Origin of the sequence: Bradyrhizobium sp. CCBAU 051011 (assembly GCF_009930815.1) — a bacterium.
GTDB lineage: Bacteria > Pseudomonadota > Alphaproteobacteria > Rhizobiales > Xanthobacteraceae > Bradyrhizobium.
In genome coordinates, this window is the sequence record NZ_CP022222.1 from 1,650,145 (window position 1) to 1,667,553 (window position 17,409).

The 17,409-nt window shown below is 63.9% G+C and carries 18 protein-coding genes; 9 read left to right on the forward strand and 9 right to left on the reverse strand.

All coding sequences use genetic code 11. The features are described 5' to 3' along the window. Nucleotides 1-154 precede the first annotated feature (154 nt). From ACH79_RS07885 to ACH79_RS07905, 5 genes are all read left to right on the forward strand, one after another. Nucleotides 155-1,192: a ligase-associated DNA damage response exonuclease gene (locus tag ACH79_RS07885; RefSeq protein ID WP_161856262.1), complete on the forward strand. Its 1,038-nt coding sequence runs from the start codon at nucleotides 155-157 to the stop codon at nucleotides 1,190-1,192. After that, nucleotides 1,189-2,844 (forward strand): ATP-dependent DNA ligase, encoded by a 1,656-nt coding sequence (locus tag ACH79_RS07890; protein WP_161850510.1) that lies wholly within the window; start codon nucleotides 1,189-1,191, stop codon nucleotides 2,842-2,844. The genes ACH79_RS07885 and ACH79_RS07890 overlap by 4 nt, the downstream gene beginning before the upstream one ends. 97 nt (nucleotides 2,845-2,941) lie before the next feature. Next, nucleotides 2,942-3,244: a DUF6460 domain-containing protein gene (locus tag ACH79_RS07895; RefSeq protein ID WP_161850511.1), complete on the forward strand. Its 303-nt coding sequence runs from the start codon at nucleotides 2,942-2,944 to the stop codon at nucleotides 3,242-3,244. Between the two features lie 25 nt (nucleotides 3,245-3,269). Next, a complete protein-coding gene (locus ACH79_RS07900) occupies nucleotides 3,270-4,004 on the forward strand; it encodes an MBL fold metallo-hydrolase (protein WP_161850512.1) in 735 nt (244 codons plus the stop codon). A 1-nt stretch (nucleotide 4,005) separates the two neighbouring features. Beyond that, a complete protein-coding gene (locus tag ACH79_RS07905; RefSeq protein WP_161850513.1) occupies nucleotides 4,006-5,328 on the forward strand; it encodes an MATE family efflux transporter in 1,323 nt (440 codons plus the stop codon). Nucleotides 5,329-5,419: 91 nt separating this feature from the next. On the opposite strand, the gene ACH79_RS07910 is transcribed toward ACH79_RS07905, so the two are convergent. Both ACH79_RS07910 and ACH79_RS07915 read right to left on the reverse strand, forming a co-directional pair. Beyond that, complete coding sequence (locus ACH79_RS07910; protein ID WP_161850514.1) at nucleotides 5,420-6,517, reverse strand: quinone-dependent dihydroorotate dehydrogenase; 1,098 nt, start codon at nucleotides 6,515-6,517, stop codon at nucleotides 5,420-5,422. Continuing rightward, nucleotides 6,514-6,858: a DUF952 domain-containing protein gene (locus ACH79_RS07915; protein WP_161850515.1), complete on the reverse strand. Its 345-nt coding sequence runs from the start codon at nucleotides 6,856-6,858 to the stop codon at nucleotides 6,514-6,516. The genes ACH79_RS07910 and ACH79_RS07915 overlap by 4 nt, the downstream gene beginning before the upstream one ends. 183 nt (nucleotides 6,859-7,041) lie before the next feature. On the opposite strand from ACH79_RS07915, the gene ACH79_RS07920 reads away from it, so the two are divergent. Beyond that, nucleotides 7,042-7,695, forward strand: a complete 654-nt coding sequence (locus ACH79_RS07920) for a helix-turn-helix transcriptional regulator (RefSeq protein ID WP_161850516.1) — start codon at nucleotides 7,042-7,044, stop codon at nucleotides 7,693-7,695. Between the two features lie 13 nt (nucleotides 7,696-7,708). Further along, nucleotides 7,709-8,212, forward strand: a complete 504-nt coding sequence (locus tag ACH79_RS07925) for a mismatch-specific DNA-glycosylase (RefSeq protein ID WP_202639199.1) — start codon at nucleotides 7,709-7,711, stop codon at nucleotides 8,210-8,212. Between the two features lie 161 nt (nucleotides 8,213-8,373). Here the strand turns inward: ACH79_RS07925 and ACH79_RS07930 are convergent, their stop codons facing one another. From ACH79_RS07930 to ACH79_RS07955, 6 genes are all read right to left on the reverse strand, one after another. Further along, nucleotides 8,374-9,156 (reverse strand): class II aldolase/adducin family protein, encoded by a 783-nt coding sequence (locus tag ACH79_RS07930; RefSeq protein ID WP_161850517.1) that lies wholly within the window; start codon nucleotides 9,154-9,156, stop codon nucleotides 8,374-8,376. A gap of 249 nt (nucleotides 9,157-9,405) precedes the next feature. Then, a complete protein-coding gene (locus tag ACH79_RS07935; protein ID WP_161850518.1) occupies nucleotides 9,406-11,046 on the reverse strand; it encodes a lysine--tRNA ligase in 1,641 nt (546 codons plus the stop codon). A 139-nt stretch (nucleotides 11,047-11,185) separates the two neighbouring features. Next, nucleotides 11,186-12,103: a transporter substrate-binding domain-containing protein gene (locus ACH79_RS07940; protein WP_246738465.1), complete on the reverse strand. Its 918-nt coding sequence runs from the start codon at nucleotides 12,101-12,103 to the stop codon at nucleotides 11,186-11,188. Between the two features lie 92 nt (nucleotides 12,104-12,195). After that, on the reverse strand, nucleotides 12,196-12,786 hold the full coding sequence (locus ACH79_RS07945) for an SCO family protein (protein WP_161850519.1): 591 nt from the start codon (nucleotides 12,784-12,786) through the stop codon (nucleotides 12,196-12,198). A 24-nt stretch (nucleotides 12,787-12,810) separates the two neighbouring features. Beyond that, the gene (locus tag ACH79_RS07950) at nucleotides 12,811-13,095 is read right to left on the reverse strand and encodes a hypothetical protein (RefSeq protein ID WP_246738466.1); all 285 of its coding nucleotides are present in this window, start codon (nucleotides 13,093-13,095) and stop codon (nucleotides 12,811-12,813) included. Nucleotides 13,096-13,285: 190 nt separating this feature from the next. Continuing rightward, complete coding sequence (locus ACH79_RS07955; protein WP_161850520.1) at nucleotides 13,286-13,756, reverse strand: hypothetical protein; 471 nt, start codon at nucleotides 13,754-13,756, stop codon at nucleotides 13,286-13,288. A 291-nt stretch (nucleotides 13,757-14,047) separates the two neighbouring features. Here ACH79_RS07955 and ACH79_RS07960 point away from each other — a divergent pair, with 291 nt between their 5' ends. After that, nucleotides 14,048-15,706: an FAD-binding dehydrogenase gene (locus ACH79_RS07960; RefSeq protein ID WP_161850521.1), complete on the forward strand. Its 1,659-nt coding sequence runs from the start codon at nucleotides 14,048-14,050 to the stop codon at nucleotides 15,704-15,706. 82 nt (nucleotides 15,707-15,788) lie between these two features. After that, on the forward strand, nucleotides 15,789-16,139 hold the full coding sequence (locus ACH79_RS07965) for a RidA family protein (protein ID WP_161850522.1): 351 nt from the start codon (nucleotides 15,789-15,791) through the stop codon (nucleotides 16,137-16,139). 70 nt (nucleotides 16,140-16,209) lie between these two features. On the opposite strand, the gene ACH79_RS07970 is transcribed toward ACH79_RS07965, so the two are convergent. Continuing rightward, the gene (locus tag ACH79_RS07970; protein WP_371419374.1) at nucleotides 16,210-17,352 is read right to left on the reverse strand and encodes an alpha/beta fold hydrolase; all 1,143 of its coding nucleotides are present in this window, start codon (nucleotides 17,350-17,352) and stop codon (nucleotides 16,210-16,212) included. Between the last annotated feature and the right edge of the window lie 57 nt (nucleotides 17,353-17,409).

The following is a 17,409-nucleotide window of genomic DNA, read 5'->3' on the forward strand; positions in this document are numbered from 1 at the left end:
AGCTACCCGGCCTGACACTGGAGTGCCCGACGAAGCCTTGGCGTAGCCGGGACCCGGCAATCCATCAAAAGAGAGATTCTTGAGAAGATGGATGCGCGGGTCAAGCCCACGCATGACAGCTAAAAGTCTGGACGAAACGTCCTATATAACCGACATGCGCCCGCACGAGATCCTGTTGCCAGTTGCTGCCGGCCTGTGCTGCAAGCCGGGCGGCTTCCACATAGACCCGGTTCGCCCGGTCGAGCGCGCCGTGATTACCCATGGCCATTCCGACCATGCTCGGCCCGGCCATGGCGCTGTTCTCGCCACGCAGGAAACGCTCGACATGATGCGGCTGCGCTACGGCGACAATTTTGCGCGTTCGACGCAGGCTATCCGCTACGGCGAGGAGATCCGGCTCGGCGACGTCAAAGTCAAATTTCATCCCGCGGGCCATGTGCTGGGCTCGGCGCAGATTGCCGTCTCCTGCAAGGACACCTGCATCGTCGCCTCCGGGGACTACAAGGATGCCACCGACCCGACATGCGCGCCGTTCGAGGTGGTGCCCTGCGACGTCTTCATCACCGAGGCGACGTTCGGCCTGCCGGTGTTCCGCCACGGCGATGCGGCGGACGAGGTGAAGAAACTGCTGGCGTCGGTCGCACTGTTTCCGGAGCGCGCGCATCTGGTCGGCGCCTATTCGCTCGGCAAGGCGCAACGCGTGATCGCGCTGCTCCGCGAGCAAGGCTATGACCCGCCGATCTATCTGCATGGCGCGATGGAAGCGATCACGCACTACTACGAAAGCCGCGGCATTGCGCTCGGCGAGCTCCGCCCTGTGAAGGGCATGAAGAAAGCCGATCTTGCCCGCACCATCACACTGGCGCCACCACAGGCCACCTCCGACATCTGGACCAGACGCTTTCCAGATCCGGTCACGGCATTTGCCTCGGGCTGGATGCGGGTGCGGGCGCGCGCCCGCCAACGCGGAGTCGAACTGCCGCTGGTGATTTCAGACCATGCCGACTGGGACGGGCTGACCGCAACCATCGCGGCCACCGGCGCCGGCGAGGTCTGGGTCACGCATGGTCAGGAAGACGCACTGGTGCATTGGTGCAAGTCGCGCGGGCTCGCCGCGCGGCCGCTCGACCTGGTCGGTTATGGCGATGAGGAGGAGCACGAGGTGGTCGCGGCTGACGAGGCCGAGGCATGAACCGCTTTGCGGAATTGCTTGACCGACTCGCCTATGAGCCGGGCCGCAACAACAAGCTGCGGCTGATCACGGCTTATTTCCGCGACACGTCCGACCCCGACCGCGGCTACGCGCTGGCGGCGCTGACCGGCGCGCTGTCGTTCAAGCACGCCAAGCCGGGACTGATCCGAGACCTGATTATGGATCGCGCCGATCCGGTGCTGTTCGGGTTGTCGTATGATTATGTCGGCGATTTATCCGAGACGGTTGCGCTGATGTGGCCGAAGGGGGAATTGGCCGGCCACAACAACCCGCCGCCCCCCACCCTCTCCGAAGTCGTCACCACCCTTCGTACCCTCGGCAAGACCGATCTCCCAAAACAACTCGCGCGCTGGCTCGATGAACTCGACGAGACCGGCCGATGGGCGCTGTTGAAACTCGTCACCGGCGCGATGCGGATCGGGATTTCGGCGCGGCTGGCCAAGACCGCTGCGGCCGCACTTGGGGATAAGGATCCGCACGAGATTGAGCTGATCTGGCCGGGGCTCGCGCCGCCCTATCTGGAGTTGTTCGCCTGGCTGGAAGGCCGCGGCGACAAGCCGGTCAACCGCGATCCGGCGCCGTTCCGTCCCGTGATGCTGGCGCATGCGATCGAGGATACGGATTTTGCCAGTTTGGATCCTGCCGATTTCATCGCGGAATGGAAATGGGACGGCATCCGCGTGCAGGCGGTCGCCGGCCGCGATGAGCGCGGGCAGATGCAGGCGCGGCTCTATTCACGCACCGGCGAGGACATCACAAAGAGCTTTCCCGATCTGGTGCCGTCGCTGCATCTGCCCGGCGCCATCGATGGCGAGCTGTTGGTGCTCCGCGAAGGCCGCGTGCAGACGTTCAACGTGCTGCAGCAGCGGCTGAACCGAAAGGTCGTCTCGCCAAAACTGATCAAGGATTTTCCGATCCACCTGCGTGCTTATGATTTGCTCGGCGACGACGAGAACGACCTGCGCGAGCTGCCGTTTGCCGAGCGGCGCGCGCATCTGGAGACCTTTGTCAAAAAGCTCGACGACCCGCGCATCGATTTATCGCCGACAGTTGCCTTCGACAGTTGGGAGGCGCTGATGGCCGCGCGCGCCGATCCCGCAAGCGCCGGCGCGGGCGAGGATGCCGAGGCGGTGGAGGGCGTGATGCTGAAGCGGCGCGACGCGCCCTATCTGCCGGGGCGCCCCAAGGGCCAGTGGTGGAAGTGGAAGCGAGATCCGCACATCATCGACGCCGTCTTGATGTATGCCCAGCGCGGACACGGCAAGCGCTCGTCCTATTATTCGGATTACACGTTCGGCGTCTGGACCAAGGGCGAGGATGGCGAGCAACTGGTTCCGGTCGGCAAAGCCTATTTCGGCTTCACCGACGAGGAGCTGCTACAGATCGACCGCTTCGTTCGCCGCAACACCACCGAAAAATTCGGACCCGTCCGCCATGTCGTGCATGAGCCGGAGCAGGGGCTGGTGCTCGAAGTCGCCTTCGAGGGGCTGGCCCGCTCGCCACGGCACAAATCCGGCGTCGCGATGCGGTTTCCCCGCATCAGCCGCCTGCGCTGGGACAAGCCGCCGCGCGAGGCCGACCGGCTCGAGACGCTGGAACGGATGCTGAAGCAGGAAATGACGACAAATTAAGTTTCCCGGAGCGCATGGCGGCCATTGACCGGCACAAGCGGGTTCCCCATGTGCCCCGCCGTGCCGTATAATGCGCGCGACACGCGAGGAGAAACCGATGCCCAACGACGTCAGAGACCTGCCGGCCGGCAATGACGGCCTGTACCGCTTCCTCGGCGGCTCGCCGCTGTCGGTGGCGTTCCGGCTGATCCTGCTGTCGATCCTGGTCGGCGTGGTGCTCGCGGCCATCGGCTTCGATCCCTGGAATATCCTGCACAGCATTCAGACGCTGTTCCGGCGGCTGTGGGATCTCGGCTTCGACACGGTCAACTGGCTGTGGCGCTACTTCCTGCTCGGCGCCGTGCTCGTGATCCCGATCTGGCTGCTGTCGCGGCTGTTCGGCAGCTCGCGCGGGCGATAATCCCTCAACAGGCGGTGAGCGGCCGATGCAATTACGATTTGTCGGCTGCGGCGACGCGCTCGGCTCCGGCGGCAGGTTCAACACCTGCTTCCACGTCACGGGCAGCAGCGTCAACTTCCTGATCGATTGCGGCGCCTCCTCGCTGCCGGCGCTCAAGCGCCTCGGCATCTCACGCGACGCGATCGATCTGATCCTGATCACGCATTTCCACGGCGACCATTTTGGCGGCCTGCCGTTCCTGTTGCTGGATGCGCAGTTCACGCGCCGCACCCGTCCGCTCGTCATCGCCGGCCCGCAGGGGATCGAGACCAAACTGCCCAACTTGATGGAAGCGCTGTTCGAGCATTCATCCAAGACCAAACAGCGCTTCGATCTCTCGGTCGTAGCCCTTGAACCGGAGCAGAGCCGGGCTTTTGGCGAGGTCAAGGTGACGCCCTATCCTGTCGTCCATGGCGAATCCGGCGGACCGTTCCTGGCCTATCGTGTCGAGGCCGAAGGCCGTGTCATCACCTACAGCGCCGACACCGAGTGGACGGAGACGCTGATCCCCGCCGCACGCGGCGCTGACCTGTTCATTGCGGAAGCCTATTATTACGACAAGATCGTCAAGAACCACCTCAGCCTGAAGACGCTGGAAGCGCATCTGGGCGAGATCAACGCCAAGCGGCTGGTGCTGACGCATATGAGCGACGACATGCTCGGACGATTGGGCGAACTGCCCTACACGGCCGCCCATGACGGCATGATCGTCGAGCTCTAGGATGCATTCGCTCAATCCTGCTTCCAGGGTCACCACAGCCCAGGTGTTTGCCATCGCGGGTCCCGCGATGGTCGCCAACCTGACGACGCCGCTGATCGGCATCGTCTCAACCACTGCGATCGGACGGCTCGGGGACGCCACGCTGCTCGGCGGCGTGGCGATGGCATCCGTGCTGTTCGACTGCATGTTCTGGCTGTTCGGTTTCCTGCGCATGAGCACGGTCGCGTTCACCGCGCAGTCGCTGGGATCGGGCGAGTTCGCAGAACTGCGCGCTATCCTGCTGCGCGGGCTGATCGTCGCCGCGCTGATCGGCGGAGCGCTGATTGCGCTGCAGGTGCCGCTCGCGGCGATCTTGCTCGGCGCCATGGGCGGCAGCGAAGGCGTCACGCGCGCGGCAAAAACCTACTTCACCATCCGGATCTGGTCGGCGCCGCTGGCGCTCGGCAATTATGTCGTTCTGGGATGGCTGATCGGGCAGGCCCGCGCCAAATTGGCACTCGGCATGCAGATCACCATCAACCTCATCAACGTGGCGGCGGCCGTCGTGCTGGTGCTCGCGCTCGACTTCGGAATTGCCGGCGCTGCCATCGCCGCGCTGATCGCGGAAGCCGCAGGCCTCGCGCTCGGATTGCTGATCGCGCGTCACCTTTCGAAAGAGCAGTTCGCGGCATCCCGCGCGTTGCTATTCGATCGGACCAAGCTGATGCGGATGCTTTCGGTCAATCGTGACATCATGATCCGAACCGCATCGCTGATAGCGGCGTTTCTGTTCTTCACTGCACAGGGCGCGCGTGCCGGCGATACGACGCTCGCCGCGAATGCGGTGCTCAACAATTTTCTGCTATTCGGTGCCTTCTTCCTCGACGGCCTCGCCAACGCCGCCGAGCAACTCTGCGGCCGCGCCTATGGCGCCCGCGACAAGGCGGCCTTTGCAGGCGCCGTGAAGCTCGTTGTGATGTGGGGCTTTGGCTTTGCGCTTGCGGTCGCCGCCAGTTTCCTGCTGTTTGGGCCTGCGTTTATCGACATCATGACGGCTAGCGTGGAGGTGCGGCGCATCGCGCGAGACTATTTGCCCTTTGTGATCTTCGCACCGCTGCTTGGCGTGTTCGCCTTTGCCTTTGACGGCGTCTATATCGGCGCCACCTGGGCGCGCGACATGCGCAATCTGATGGTGGCCTCGCTGGTGATCTTTCTCACCGCGTGGTTCGCACTGCGGTCGTTCGGCAATGCCGGACTATGGGGCGCGCTGTTGGTGCACTACGCCGCGCGTGGCGGGCTCGAGGCGCTGCGGTATCCGGCGCTGTTGAAGAAGTCGTTTGGTTAGCAGCCCGGATGCAGCGAAGCGAAATCCGGGGTCTTCGTGCAAGCGGGTAAAATTGTCCCGGATTGCGCTGCGCTTCATCCGGGCTACGGTTCTACCGCACCGGCCAGTCTTCGGCGGTGATCGTCGCGGCATCCGCGCCGACGATTTCCGATAGCGAGTCGCGCCCCGTGCGCAACAGCGTCGAGGCGAGATCGTTCTTGATGCTATCCACCAACCCCAGCCCCTTGTAAACCAGTGACGAATAGAGCTGGATCAGGCTGGCGCCGGCGCGGATCTTCGTCAGCGCCGCGCCGCCCGAATCGATGCCGCCGACGCCGATCAGCGGAAACGCGCCTTCGGTGCGCACATAGGTCTCCGCCACCATACGGGTCGACAATCGAAACAGCGGCCGGCCGGATAGGCCGCCCTGCTCTTTCGCCCTTGCCTGTTCGCGCAAGCTCGAGGGCCGCGCCAGCGTGGTATTGCCGACGATCATGCCATCGATACCGCGCGAGCGTGCGATGTGCACGACGTCGTCGAGTTCGGTCAGACTGAGATCCGGCGCGATTTTGAGCAGCACCGGCGAATCGCCGGCGTTCTTCCGCACCCGTTCGCGCGCATCGATCACCTTGGCCAGCAGTTCGTCCAGCGCCGCCGATTGCTGCAGATTGCGCAGGCCCGGCGTGTTCGGCGAGGAGACGTTGACGGTGAAATAGCTCGCGACCGGCGCAAAGGTCTCGATCAGCTTGACGTAATCGGCGATGCGATCAGGCGAATCCTTGTTGGCCCCGACATTGACGCCGACGATGCCGCCATGATGGGCGCGCGCTGCCAGGCGTCGCAGCGCGGCTTCAGCGCCGTCATTGTTGAAGCCCATGCGGTTGATCACGGCCTCATCCCGCTCCAGCCGGAACAGCCGCGGCCGCGGATTGCCGCCCTGCGGCTTCGGCGTCACGGTGCCGATCTCGACGAAGCCGAAGCCGAGCCGCAACAGCCCGTCGGGCGCCTCCGCGCTCTTGTCGAAGCCCGCCGCCATCCCGATCGGGTTGGGAAAATTCAGGCCGAAGGCGCGCACCGCCAGCTTGTGGTCATCCGCCCGTGGCCTGACCGGCGGCAACAGCCGCAGGCCATGGATCGCCATGCGATGCGCGTCCTCCGGGTCGAACCAGCGCAGCAGCGGCAGCGAAAAGGCGTCGAAGGCGCGGATCACGGTATAAGCTCCGGAATGTCGTGCGTGCCGTCGGACCGCGCGCGCATGTCGAGGATGGCGATCACTGCGCCGAGATCGAGCTCGCCATAGAGATGCGGGAACAGTTCGTCGTTGCGCGAAGGCTCCCAGCGCAACGCATCGCCCAGCGCGTAGGCGTCGACCGCAACCAGGAATAGGCCGGTCTGGCCGAAATAATGCTTTCGCGCCGTCTCGGCGACCTGGGCGGCGGTTGAGAAATGAATGTATCCATCGCGCAGATCGTCCGCGCTGCCCCGATAGACGCCCTGCCTTTCGGCCTCGCGCCAGGCCGAGGCGGGGGTGATTTTGTAGATCGTAGGCACGGCTGTCCGGGCTTCCCCTACTTGTCGTTGACTCTCTTGGGATTTCCCGGAAATGGCCGGGCTGGCGGCCGACCGTAAAGGCGGCGGGCTGCCAACTCAAGCGCTGCCGCGGCAGGTGTGCGCGAAGATTGCGCAAAGGGGCCGGATCAGGCAATAATTCCTAGACCGCTCCAGGGATTTTCGATGGCCAGGCACGCCAAGGCGCAACGGCTTCTGACCCACAGCCAGATCTGGACCGCGCTCGACCGGCTGGCGGAACGCGCCGGCATGTCGCCCTCAGGGCTGGCAAAGCGCGCCGGCCTTGACCCCACTACGTTCAATAAATCCAAGCGCATCACCGCCGACGGGCGCGAGCGCTGGCCTTCGACCGAATCGGTCTCCAAGGCGCTGGCCGCGACCAATTCGTCGATCGACACCTTCGTGCAGTTGATCGGCGACGGCGCGCGCAGCCTGCAATCGGTGCCGCTGCTTGCACTGGCGCAAGCCGGCAGCGGCGGCCATTTCGACGAGAGCGGCTTTCCCGCCGGCAAAGGCTGGAACGAGGCGAAGCTGCCATCGGCCAGCGACGAGTACGCCTACGCGCTGGAAATCTCGGGCGATTCGATGAGGCCGACCTATCGCGACGGCGACATCATCGTGGTATCGCCGGGCATGCCGATCCGGCGCGGCGATCGCGTGGTGCTCAAGACCTCGGACGGCGAAGTGATGGTCAAGGAATTGAAGCGGCGGACAACGAAGACGCTGGAGCTACAGTCGCTCAATCCGGCGCAGGCCGACCGCACGCTGGATGCCGATGACGTCGCCTGGATCGCGCGCATCGTTTGGGCGAGCCAGTAGGATTGCCGCTGCCGTGACGGACGTGCTGAGCGACCTGCTGCAACATTCCCTCCGCATCGTGCTGTGCGGGACCGCCGCCGGGACGACTTCCGCGGCCGAGCGAGCCTACTACGCGCACAAGCAAAACAAGTTCTGGACGATATTACACGAGACAAAGCTGACGCCGGAGCGGCTGCAGCCGCATCAATATCGCGACCTGCTGCAACAAGGGATCGGCCTGACTGATCTCGTGAAAGCGGGCGCGGGGATGGACCGAGCGACGCTGCCAAAATTGACGACGGCGGATCGCGCCCGGCTGCGCAGTGCGATCGCGACATTTCGTCCGCGATTTCTCGCGTTCACCAGCAAGACGGCCGGACAGAAATTCTTCGATACCAAACGAGATTACGGCGAGCAGCGTGAACTGATCGGCGATACCCGTGTGTGGATCTTGCCGTCGACTTCGGGCGCGGCCAATGGAAGCTGGCGGCCGGAAGTCTGGCACCGGTTTGCGAGTGAGGCGAGAGCAGCGGGCTGACGGAGTCGGGCGCGCGGATCTTCCCTTCTCCCCTTGTGGGGGAAGGTGCCTTGCTGAAGGCAAGGCGGATGAGGGGTTCTCTCCGCGGAAGCAGACCCCTCATCCCGCTGCCGCTACGCGCCAGCGATCCACCTTCTCCCACAAGGGGAGAAGGAAGGAAGTCACGTCGCGTAGTCCGGCTCTTTCCGGTCCAGCATCCGCTTCAAGGCATCGAAATGCCGCTGGGCCGGGGTCGGTCCCTTGTAGAGATGATCGTCCTTGTAATCGCGCTTGGTTTTCTCCACCACAGGCGCGGGAAGCTGTTTCAGCCTCTGCCCGGTCCACATCGCATAGATCTGCACCTGGGCGGCCCGCTCGACGTAATAGAGCATGTCATAGGCTTCCGCGACGGTCGCGCCGACGGTGGAGATGCCGTGATTGGCCATGAACAATACGGTCTTGTCGCCAATAACTTTTGCCAGCCGCGCGCCTTCGGCGGGATCGAGGGCCGGGCCAGTATATTCGTCGTCATAGGCAATCGCGCCTGACAGCCCGACCTCGGTCTGTCCGATCTCCTTGATGCGGGGGTCCTCGAGCCGCGTCAGCGCGCTGGCGTGCGGCATGTGGGTGTGAAACACCGCCTTTGCCTGCGGGAGCGCCTTGTGGATCGGCGCATGGATGCAATAGCAGGAGCGCTCGACCTCGCCCTCGCCGCTTTTGACCTCGCCGTCGTCGATGCCGACTTCCATGAAGCAGGAAGCGGTGACCTCCGACCAATGCGTGCCGAACGGAATCTGGTAGTAGCGGTCGCTCCTGCCCGGCACCACGAAGGTCAGATGGTTGAAGATGCCTTCGGAAAATCCCTGGATGAAGGCCAGCCGGTGCGCGGCCGCGAGATCGACCCGCGCCTGCCATTCCTCGGCGCTGTACTCGCTGAGCGACTTCGGCGAAACCCTGAATTGCATGAGCGTTCTCCCTGATTCCGTGTGGTGCCCGCCCCTCGGCGGAGGCTTTGGACGGCTGTTATTCAGGGCATTGTAGCGCAATCCGGCGCGGCCATCGCTGAAATTGCGGCGGACCTGCCATCCCGGTTTGCGGGGCAGGCAGGCTGTCATTGCCGGGCTTGACCCGGCAATCCATCGATCGAGAGCGTCTTGCGAAGCAAGATGGATGCGCGGGTCAAGCCCGCGCATGACGACTTTGGGTGTGGCGCCCTACGCACTCCTTGCCAGCGCACCGTCGATCATGTTGACCGCATTCGTCACGCCATACACCGCGACGAACGAGCCGAAGCGCGGGCCCTTCTCCTGTCCGAGCAACACCTGGTAGAGCATGTTGAACCAGTCGAGCGAGACGCCCGGCCGGCCGTCCTTGCCCTTCTTGACCTGGTCCAGGAACGGCTCGCGGCGGCCGATTTCGTAGACCACGTTCTGGATGTCTTCGGCGCTCGACCCCGCCGGCAATTGCGACAGCGCATCGCGCAGATCCTGCAGCGCGGCGCGCTCGCTGTCGGTCGGCTCGCGGAACTGCTTCGTCGGCGCCACGAAGTCGCGGTAGTAGTTGATGGCGTAGCCGACCATCGCGTCGAGCTTCGGATGCGACTGCGCCGTCACGCCCGGACGATAGCGGCCGATGAAGCCCCATAGCGTTTCAGCGTTTTCCGCATTCGACGACGACACCAGCGTCAGCAACAACTGGAACGTGACGGGCATGTCGGCCTTCGGCGGCTTGCCGGAATGGATGTGCCAGACCGGATTGGCGAGCTGCTGCTTGGCATCCTGCCGCGTGAATCCATCGAGGAATTGCTGGTAGTCGTCGACATTGCGCGGGATCACGTCGAAATACAGCCGCTTCGCCGCCTTCGGCTCGCGGTACATGAACAGCGACAGCGATTCCGGCGAGGCGTAGCGCAGCCATTCGTCGATGGTAAGCCCGTTGCCCTTCGACTTCGAAATCTTCTGGCCCTTCTCGTCAAGGAACAGTTCGTAATTGAACCCCTCGGGCGGCGTGCCGCCGAGCGCTGAACAGATCTTGCCGGACAGCTTGACCGAATCGATCAGGTCCTTGCCGGCCATTTCATAGTCGACGCCGAGCGCGAACCAGCGCATCGCCCAGTCCGGCTTCCATTGCAGCTTGCAATGGCCGCCGGTGACCGGAACGGTGACGCGCTCCTTCGTCTCGGGATCGTCGTAAGAGACGGTTCCGGCCTTCACGTCATGCTCCGTTATCGGCACGTAAAGCACCATGCCGGTACGCGGACAGATCGGGAGGAACGGCGAATAGCTTGCAGCGCGTTCCTCGCGAAGCGACGGCAACATGATCTTCATCACCGCGTCCAGCCGCTCCAGCATGCGCAGCAGCGCGGCATCGAACTTGCCCGAGGCGTAGTAGTCGGTCGAGCTCGCAAATTCGTAGTCGAAGCCGAACTGGTCGAGGAAGGCGCGCAGCCGTGCATTGTTGTGCTGGCCAAAGCTCGGATGGGTGCCGAAGGGATCGGGCACCTTGGTCAGCGGCTTGCCGAGATGCTGCTCCAAGAGCTCCTTGTTCGGCACGTTGTCCGGCACCTTGCGCAGGCCATCCATGTCGTCGGAGAAGGCGAGCAGCCGCGTCTTGATCTTGTCCTCGGTCAGCACGCGGAAGGCGTGGCGCACCATCGTGGTGCGTGCGACCTCGCCGAAGGTACCGATATGCGGCAGGCCCGACGGACCGTAGCCGGTCTCGAACAGCACCTCGTCCTTCGGACTTTTCTTCAGCCGCGCGACAATGGCCTTGGCCTGCTCGAACGGCCAGGCGTTGGATTGTTCGGCGAGCGCGCGCAAATCGCTCGGGCTAAAGGCAAGGTCGATGGTGGACATTTTAAAGAGGCTCTCCAGGGCCATGAAACCGGCCGGTTATAGCCGTCATTGCGAGCGAAGCGAAGCAATCCATTTCACGGTTTGCCGAGGCATGGATTGCTTCGTCGCTCCGCTCCTCGCAATGACGGGGGCGGAGCCGTCAGAACGGACTGATGGAAAAATACCGCAGCCACAAATCCGTAAAGCGGCCTTTTTCCCAGATCCGGAACAGCGCCCAGTTCAGCGACGTCCGCAGGAGATCATTGCCCTTGCGCACGGCGATGCCGATGCCCTCGCCGAAATAGCGGCTTTCGACAAAGGGTCCGCCCGAGAACGCGCAGCAATCGGCGGAATCGGTGCCATTGATCCAGAACGCCAATGAGATCGCGTCGCCGAAGATAAAATCGACTTCGCTTCGTCTGAGTGCGAGGCGCAGCGCATCGTCATTCGGGTAGGATTTGATCTCCGCGTCGGTGAACATCGCCTTCAGATAGGCCTCGTGCGAGGTGCCGCCGATGACGCCGACCTTCTTGCCTTCGAGATATTCGGGCCGGACCTCCGGCATGACGGCGTCGCGCCGCGACACGAAGCGCGCCGGGGCACGGTAATACGGATCGGTGAAATCGAGCCGGGCGCGCAGGGCCGGCGTCACCGCCATGGAGGCGATGATGGCGTCACCGCGGTTGCTGGTGATGGCGTCGACCAGCGTCTCGAACCGGCGCATCTGGATGGTGCAGGAAATCTTGATTTCGTCGCACAGCGCGCGCGCCAGATCGACATTGAAGCCGGCGGGATTGCCATCGGGGCCGGTGAAGTTGAACGGGGGGTAATCGGTCTCGGTCAGGAAGCGGATCACGGTGAGGCGCGACATGTCCGGCCGGTCCGGGCGCCGCCGCGGGTCCCAGAAACCGGGCACCGCTTGCGGGGCTGCCTCCACCGCCGGGCGGGGCTGGGTTTGGGCGTAAGCCGCGCTGCCGCTGACAGCCGTCAGCGCAGCCGCAATAGACAGCCCGACCAGCCAGACGCTGACGGTTCGATGCAGACTTGCATTGGTTAACGGGACAGTAAGACTTGGCATCTTCGGCAATGGCTTCGCGGAATTTCCGGCCTTATAGACCATCCGGCCGGCGATGCGAGGGCCGTTTTGGCCCTTTCGGCCAGGCATGCCGCTCAGAGATAGCGCTTGAGGTCCTTGGCGGCTTCCTCCGGCGTCCGTTTCAGGTTGAAGGGCGCTACGAAATTGCCGTCGCGGTCCATCAGATAGACCAGCGCGGTGTGGTCCATGGTGTAATCGCCGTCCTTGAGCGGGACTTTCCTTGCATAGACCCGGTAGGACGAGATCACCTTGGCCACCGCCTCGGGCGCGCCGGTCAGCCCCTTCAGATGCGGATCGAAGCTGGAGAGATAGTCCTTCATCGCGGTTGCCGTGTCGCGCTCGGGATCGACGGAGACGAACCAGGCGTTGACGCGGTCGGCGTCCTTGCCCATTGCCTTCAGCACTTCCGAAATCTCAAACAGCGAGGTCGGGCAGACATCCGGACAATGGGTGAAGCCGAAGAAGATCAGCGTCGGCTTGCCCTTCAAATTCTGTTCGGTGACGGTCTGGCCGGCCTGGTCGGTCAGTTGGAACGGCCCGCCGATCGCAGCCGGCGCCGTGACGGTGCGCAGGCCGCCGAGCGCCCACAGCATGATCACAAGACCGAGCGCGAGGCTGGCGGCAAAGGCAGCGACGATCACCAGCGGGCGGATGGTCCGGTCCATGGGATGAAATTCCTTGTTGCCCGATCAGAAGCAGGCCGAGATGCCAGCGGCGATCATTTCGAAAAACACCGCGGTGCCGTAATGGAACCACAATGCGGCCGCGCCGAGCACGGCCAGCGTGCCGAGGCCGGCAGCACCCCAGACGATCATGGACGCCACCCGGCCCTGCGGCCGGGCCGCCGCCATCATGCCCTGCTGGGTGGAAATCGGCTGAACCATTGGTTTGAGATAGGGCCAGTTCCCCGGGCAGGCAAGCGGAATGGCCGCCGGGGAAATCACGTCATGCGGAGGGAGAATGGCTGCGCACAAGTGAGGGCAGCGCTTCCAAACGGTCCGTCATGCCCGGGCATAAGCGCGAAGCGCGTCGACGTCCCTGGCATCCACGTCCTAACAGACCATCAGCAGGAAAGACGTGGATGGCCGGGACAAGCCCGGCCATGACGGAGAAGGAGAAAGAGTCTCAATTCAAACGTGGGATGGCGGGAGCAGTTCGCCCGGCTTAGCGCGCTGCGGGCTTGTTGCTGGAGGCCTGGGCGTCGAGGTAGCAGGGCTTGTACATCGCCTGCAATTGCTTGCCGCGCAGGAAGATCATGCGCTGGGTCAGGCCGCCACGGGCCGCAATCCACTTCCGCACTGGTATCGGATACATCGAATACAACATCTGGGTTGCTTCGGCGTTGGTGACGGCGCGGCCATTGGCGCCGAAATCCCAGGCGGCGTGGAAGCCGAGATTGGCGTGCGAGGTGACGCAGATCCGGTCATGGGGAACCGCGCCGAGCACGATAGTGCAGGCCGAGGCGCACAGGCCATCGATGATGACGGTTTCGCCCGAGGTGCGCAGACCCTGGTACTTGTCGACATAGGTGCCGATCCGGCCGCCGCGATCGTCGGCTATCCGCACCACAGCCTGGCTCGCCCCCACTCCCGCCAGCAGCAGCACCGCGGCAAGCAACCCCGTCACCAGCTTCATATCCCAGCCCCAGTCGAAGAAATGTCGAAACCGAATCTGCTTGTCTTAGTGATGCAAGACAGGATGTAGCGTCGTTGGAGATCGTGATTTTGTCTAGGCAACGAAGGTCGCTCAAAACAAATTCAAATTAAGTGTTGCCGGGCCGCTGCACCCTCCGCGCGAAAAGGTCCCAAACTGGAACAAACGACTCGTTGCGTGGATGGCGACGCGGTCACAAGGCAAGAAGGCGTTTGCCGTTGACCGCACGCGACGACGCGGGCTTGAATCATAAATGGCACGGGGGAGGAAACGATGACTGAGGTCACAGACGTAATCGTGGTCGGCGCTGGACTGGCGGGACTGGTCGCGGCAACCGAGATCGCAGACGCCGGCAAGCGCGTCATCGTCGTCGACCAGGAAGGCGAACAAAGCCTTGGCGGACAAGCCTTTTGGTCGTTCGGCGGATTGTTTCTGGTCGATACTCCCGAACAGCGCCGGCTCGGCATCAAGGACTCCTACGATCTCGCACTGCAAGACTGGATGGGGACCGCGGGCTTCGATCGCGACGACGACCATTGGCCGAAGCGATGGGCGGAAGCCTATGTCGCCTTTGCCGCCGGCGACAAGCGCGACTGGCTGCGCGCGATGGGTCACCGTATTTTTCCGGTGGTCGGCTGGGCCGAGCGCGGCGGCTATGACGCGATGGGCCACGGCAATTCGGTGCCGCGCTTTCACGTCACCTGGGGCACCGGTCCGGGCATCGTCGAGCCGTTCGAGCGCCGTGCGCGCGAAGCGCAACAAAAAGGCCGGCTAACGTTCAAGTTTCGCCACCGCGTCGACACACTCATGATGACGAACGGCGCGGTCGAGGGCGTCAGCGGTTCGGTGCTCGAACCTGACAGCGTCGAGCGCGGCAAAAGCTCATCGCGGAAAGTGATCGGCGATTTTACGCTGCGCGCGCAGGCGGTGGTGGTCGCCTCCGGCGGCATCGGGGGCAATCACGAGCTGGTTCGGCAGAACTGGCCGAAGCGTCTCGGCGAGCCGCCGAAATTCATGATCTCCGGCGTGCCCGAACATGTCGACGGCCGCATGATCGGCATTACAGAGGCCGCCGGCGCGCGGCTGATCAATCGCGACCGGATGTGGCATTACGTCGAGGGCATCCGAAACTGGAACCCGATCTGGCCGCGCCACGGCATCCGCATCCTGCCCGGCCCGTCCTCGATGTGGTTCGACGCCACGGGCAAGCGCCTGCCCGCGCCGCTGTTTCCCGGCTCCGACACGCTCGGCCAACTGCAATACATCATGTCGACCGGCCACGATTACTCCTGGTTCATCCTGACCCAGAGCATCATCAAGAAGGAGTTCGCGCTCTCCGGCTCCGAGCAGAATCCCGACCTCACGGGAAAAAGCTGGCGCATGACGATCAAGCGCGCCACCAACAAGGGCGCGCCGGCTCCAGTGGAAGCGTTCAAGCAGAACGGCGCCGACTTCATCGTGCGCGACAATCTCGCCGACCTCGTCAGCGCGATGAACGCGCTCGCAGGCAGCGACCTGCTCAAGCACGATCAGATCAAGGCGCAGATCGAAGCGCGCGACCGCGAGATCACCAACCCCTACGTGAAGGACGCGCAGGTGATGAACCTGCACAATGCGCGCCGCTACATCGGCGACAAACTGATCCGCACCGCAAAACCGCACAAAATTCTCGACCCCGAACACGGCCCGCTGATCGCGGTGAAGCTAAACATCCTGACGCGCAAGACGCTGGGCGGCTTCGAGACCGATCTCGACTCGCGCGTGTTCGGCACGGACCGCCAGATCATCCCAGGACTTTATGCCGCGGGCGAAGCCGCCGGCTTCGGCGGCGGCGGCGTGCACGGTTATCGTTCGCTGGAGGGCACGTTCCTGGGCGGCTGCCTGTTCTCGGGACGGAATGCGGGACGCGCCGCGGCGACGGCTGCGGGCTAGGCGACTTATCAATGCAAATAACGCAGTAGCCGTGGGGACGCGAGCGCGCTAAGAAGCCGCCGCCCCCTATCAGGAGAACAATATGACCATCCAGCGCTTCGAAACCGGACCTCGCATGAGCCAGGTCGTCGTCCACGGCAACACCGTCTATCTCGCCGGCGTCGTCGCCGGCACCGCGGCTGGCAAGAGCGTGACCGAGCAGACGCAGGACATTCTGTCCATCATCGACGGCCATCTCGCCAAGGCCGGCACCGACAAGTCGAAGCTGTTGTCAGCCACGATCTACATCACCGACATGAAGACGTTCCCTGAGATGAACGCGGTGTGGGACGGCTGGGTCTCGGCCGGCAACACGCCGGCGCGCGCCACCGTCGAGGCCAAGCTGGCGGCGCCGCAGTACAATGTCGAGATCATGGTGGTCGCGGCGAAGTAAGATCAACTCACCGCCAACCGTCTTGCTGCCCCGGATTGCAGACGCGATCCGGGGCATTTTCATCTGCATCTCATGCGCTAATCCGTGCGCCCGCGACATCGCCGATGTCGGCCTGAAGCCAGCGGGCGATCCGGCGCCAGGAATGGCTCAGGGTCTTGCTTCCCATGAACAGGCCGAGGTGACCACACGGCTCGCAGGCCTGTTTCAGCAATGCGGGTCGCGTGCCGAGCAGCCGAGCGGTCGCGAGCGCCTGATCGCGCGGGACCACGATGTCGCTCTCTCCCGCCAGCAGGAAGACCGGCAGGCGCACCTCGGCGAGATCGATCCTGCGGCCGAGCGCGACGAAGCGCCCGCGCGCGATCTGGTTTTGGCGAAACACCCGCTCTGTCACCTCGAGGTAGTACGCCCCTGGCAGATCCAGCGTCGCGCGATCCCAGCGCTCGAAGCGATCCAGCAGCACCCGTGCCTCATCCGATTCGTCACCGACATCCCTTTGCAACGCTGCTTCTACCTCGTGCTGACTGAACGGAATGTTCCAGAACCGGAGCATGTGCTCGCCGCTGACGACGCCGTCGCCCCGCTGCACCATCTGCTCGAACGCCGGCTGTGGAAGCGCGGCCACCATCTTCGAAAGTTCTGACGGCGTAGAAACATCGACCGGGGCGCCGGCGAGCACCAGCCGCCGCACCTTGCCGGGAAAACGGGCAGCATAGACCAGCGACAGCCATCCGCCCTGGCAGAGGCCGACAAGATCGACGGGCACCCCGATTTCGTCGATCGCCACATTGAGCTCGGCAATATAACTGTCGATCGACAGATGGCGCATTTCCGGCGTCGCCGAGCACCAGTCGGCGACATAGACGCGGCTGATGCCGCCCTTGTGCAACGCCTCGACCAGGCTATGGCCCGGCGCAAAGTCAGCGATCTGCGCGCCATGCAGCGCATAAGGCGCGCAGACGAGAACCGGCCGTTGTGGCGCATTCCCATTCAAAAACTGCCGCAACCGCAGCGATGGAAGTTGCAGCGTCACCGTATTTGGCGTGGTCCACGCGAGCGGCGCTTGCTCGGGCGCACGGGAAGACGCGGGCCTGGGATCGGCGAACCATTGCGCGTAGCTGTCGAGCGCCAGCCTCGTTGCTTGCAGCGGCCACAGCCATACCTGTTGCGCCCAATCGGCGCCCTGCTGCTCCGGCGACATTGTCTTTTTTGTCACGCCCAAGCTTTGCTCCTGATCAGGAACCAACGAGGTCAAGGTTGTGCTTTTACGCCA

Excerpts from the sequence above, each read along its gene's own strand:
- ACH79_RS07885 (WP_161856262.1), top strand. The coding sequence starts at position 155 with ATGCGCCCGCACGAGATCCTGTTGCCAGTTGCTGCCGGCCTGTGCTGC.
- ACH79_RS07890 (WP_161850510.1), top strand. The coding sequence starts at position 1,189 with ATGAACCGCTTTGCGGAATTGCTTGACCGACTCGCCTATGAGCCGGGC.
- ACH79_RS07895 (WP_161850511.1), top strand. The coding sequence starts at position 2,942 with ATGCCCAACGACGTCAGAGACCTGCCGGCCGGCAATGACGGCCTGTAC.
- ACH79_RS07900 (WP_161850512.1), top strand. The coding sequence starts at position 3,270 with ATGCAATTACGATTTGTCGGCTGCGGCGACGCGCTCGGCTCCGGCGGC.
- ACH79_RS07905 (WP_161850513.1), top strand. The coding sequence starts at position 4,006 with ATGCATTCGCTCAATCCTGCTTCCAGGGTCACCACAGCCCAGGTGTTT.
- ACH79_RS07920 (WP_161850516.1), top strand. The coding sequence starts at position 7,042 with ATGGCCAGGCACGCCAAGGCGCAACGGCTTCTGACCCACAGCCAGATC.
- ACH79_RS07930 (WP_161850517.1), bottom strand. The coding sequence starts at position 9,156 with ATGCAATTCAGGGTTTCGCCGAAGTCGCTCAGCGAGTACAGCGCCGAG.
- ACH79_RS07935 (WP_161850518.1), bottom strand. The coding sequence starts at position 11,046 with ATGTCCACCATCGACCTTGCCTTTAGCCCGAGCGATTTGCGCGCGCTC.
- ACH79_RS07940 (WP_246738465.1), bottom strand. The coding sequence starts at position 12,103 with ATGCCAAGTCTTACTGTCCCGTTAACCAATGCAAGTCTGCATCGAACC.
- ACH79_RS07945 (WP_161850519.1), bottom strand. The coding sequence starts at position 12,786 with ATGGACCGGACCATCCGCCCGCTGGTGATCGTCGCTGCCTTTGCCGCC.
- ACH79_RS07955 (WP_161850520.1), bottom strand. The coding sequence starts at position 13,756 with ATGAAGCTGGTGACGGGGTTGCTTGCCGCGGTGCTGCTGCTGGCGGGA.
- ACH79_RS07960 (WP_161850521.1), top strand. The coding sequence starts at position 14,048 with ATGACTGAGGTCACAGACGTAATCGTGGTCGGCGCTGGACTGGCGGGA.
- ACH79_RS07965 (WP_161850522.1), top strand. The coding sequence starts at position 15,789 with ATGACCATCCAGCGCTTCGAAACCGGACCTCGCATGAGCCAGGTCGTC.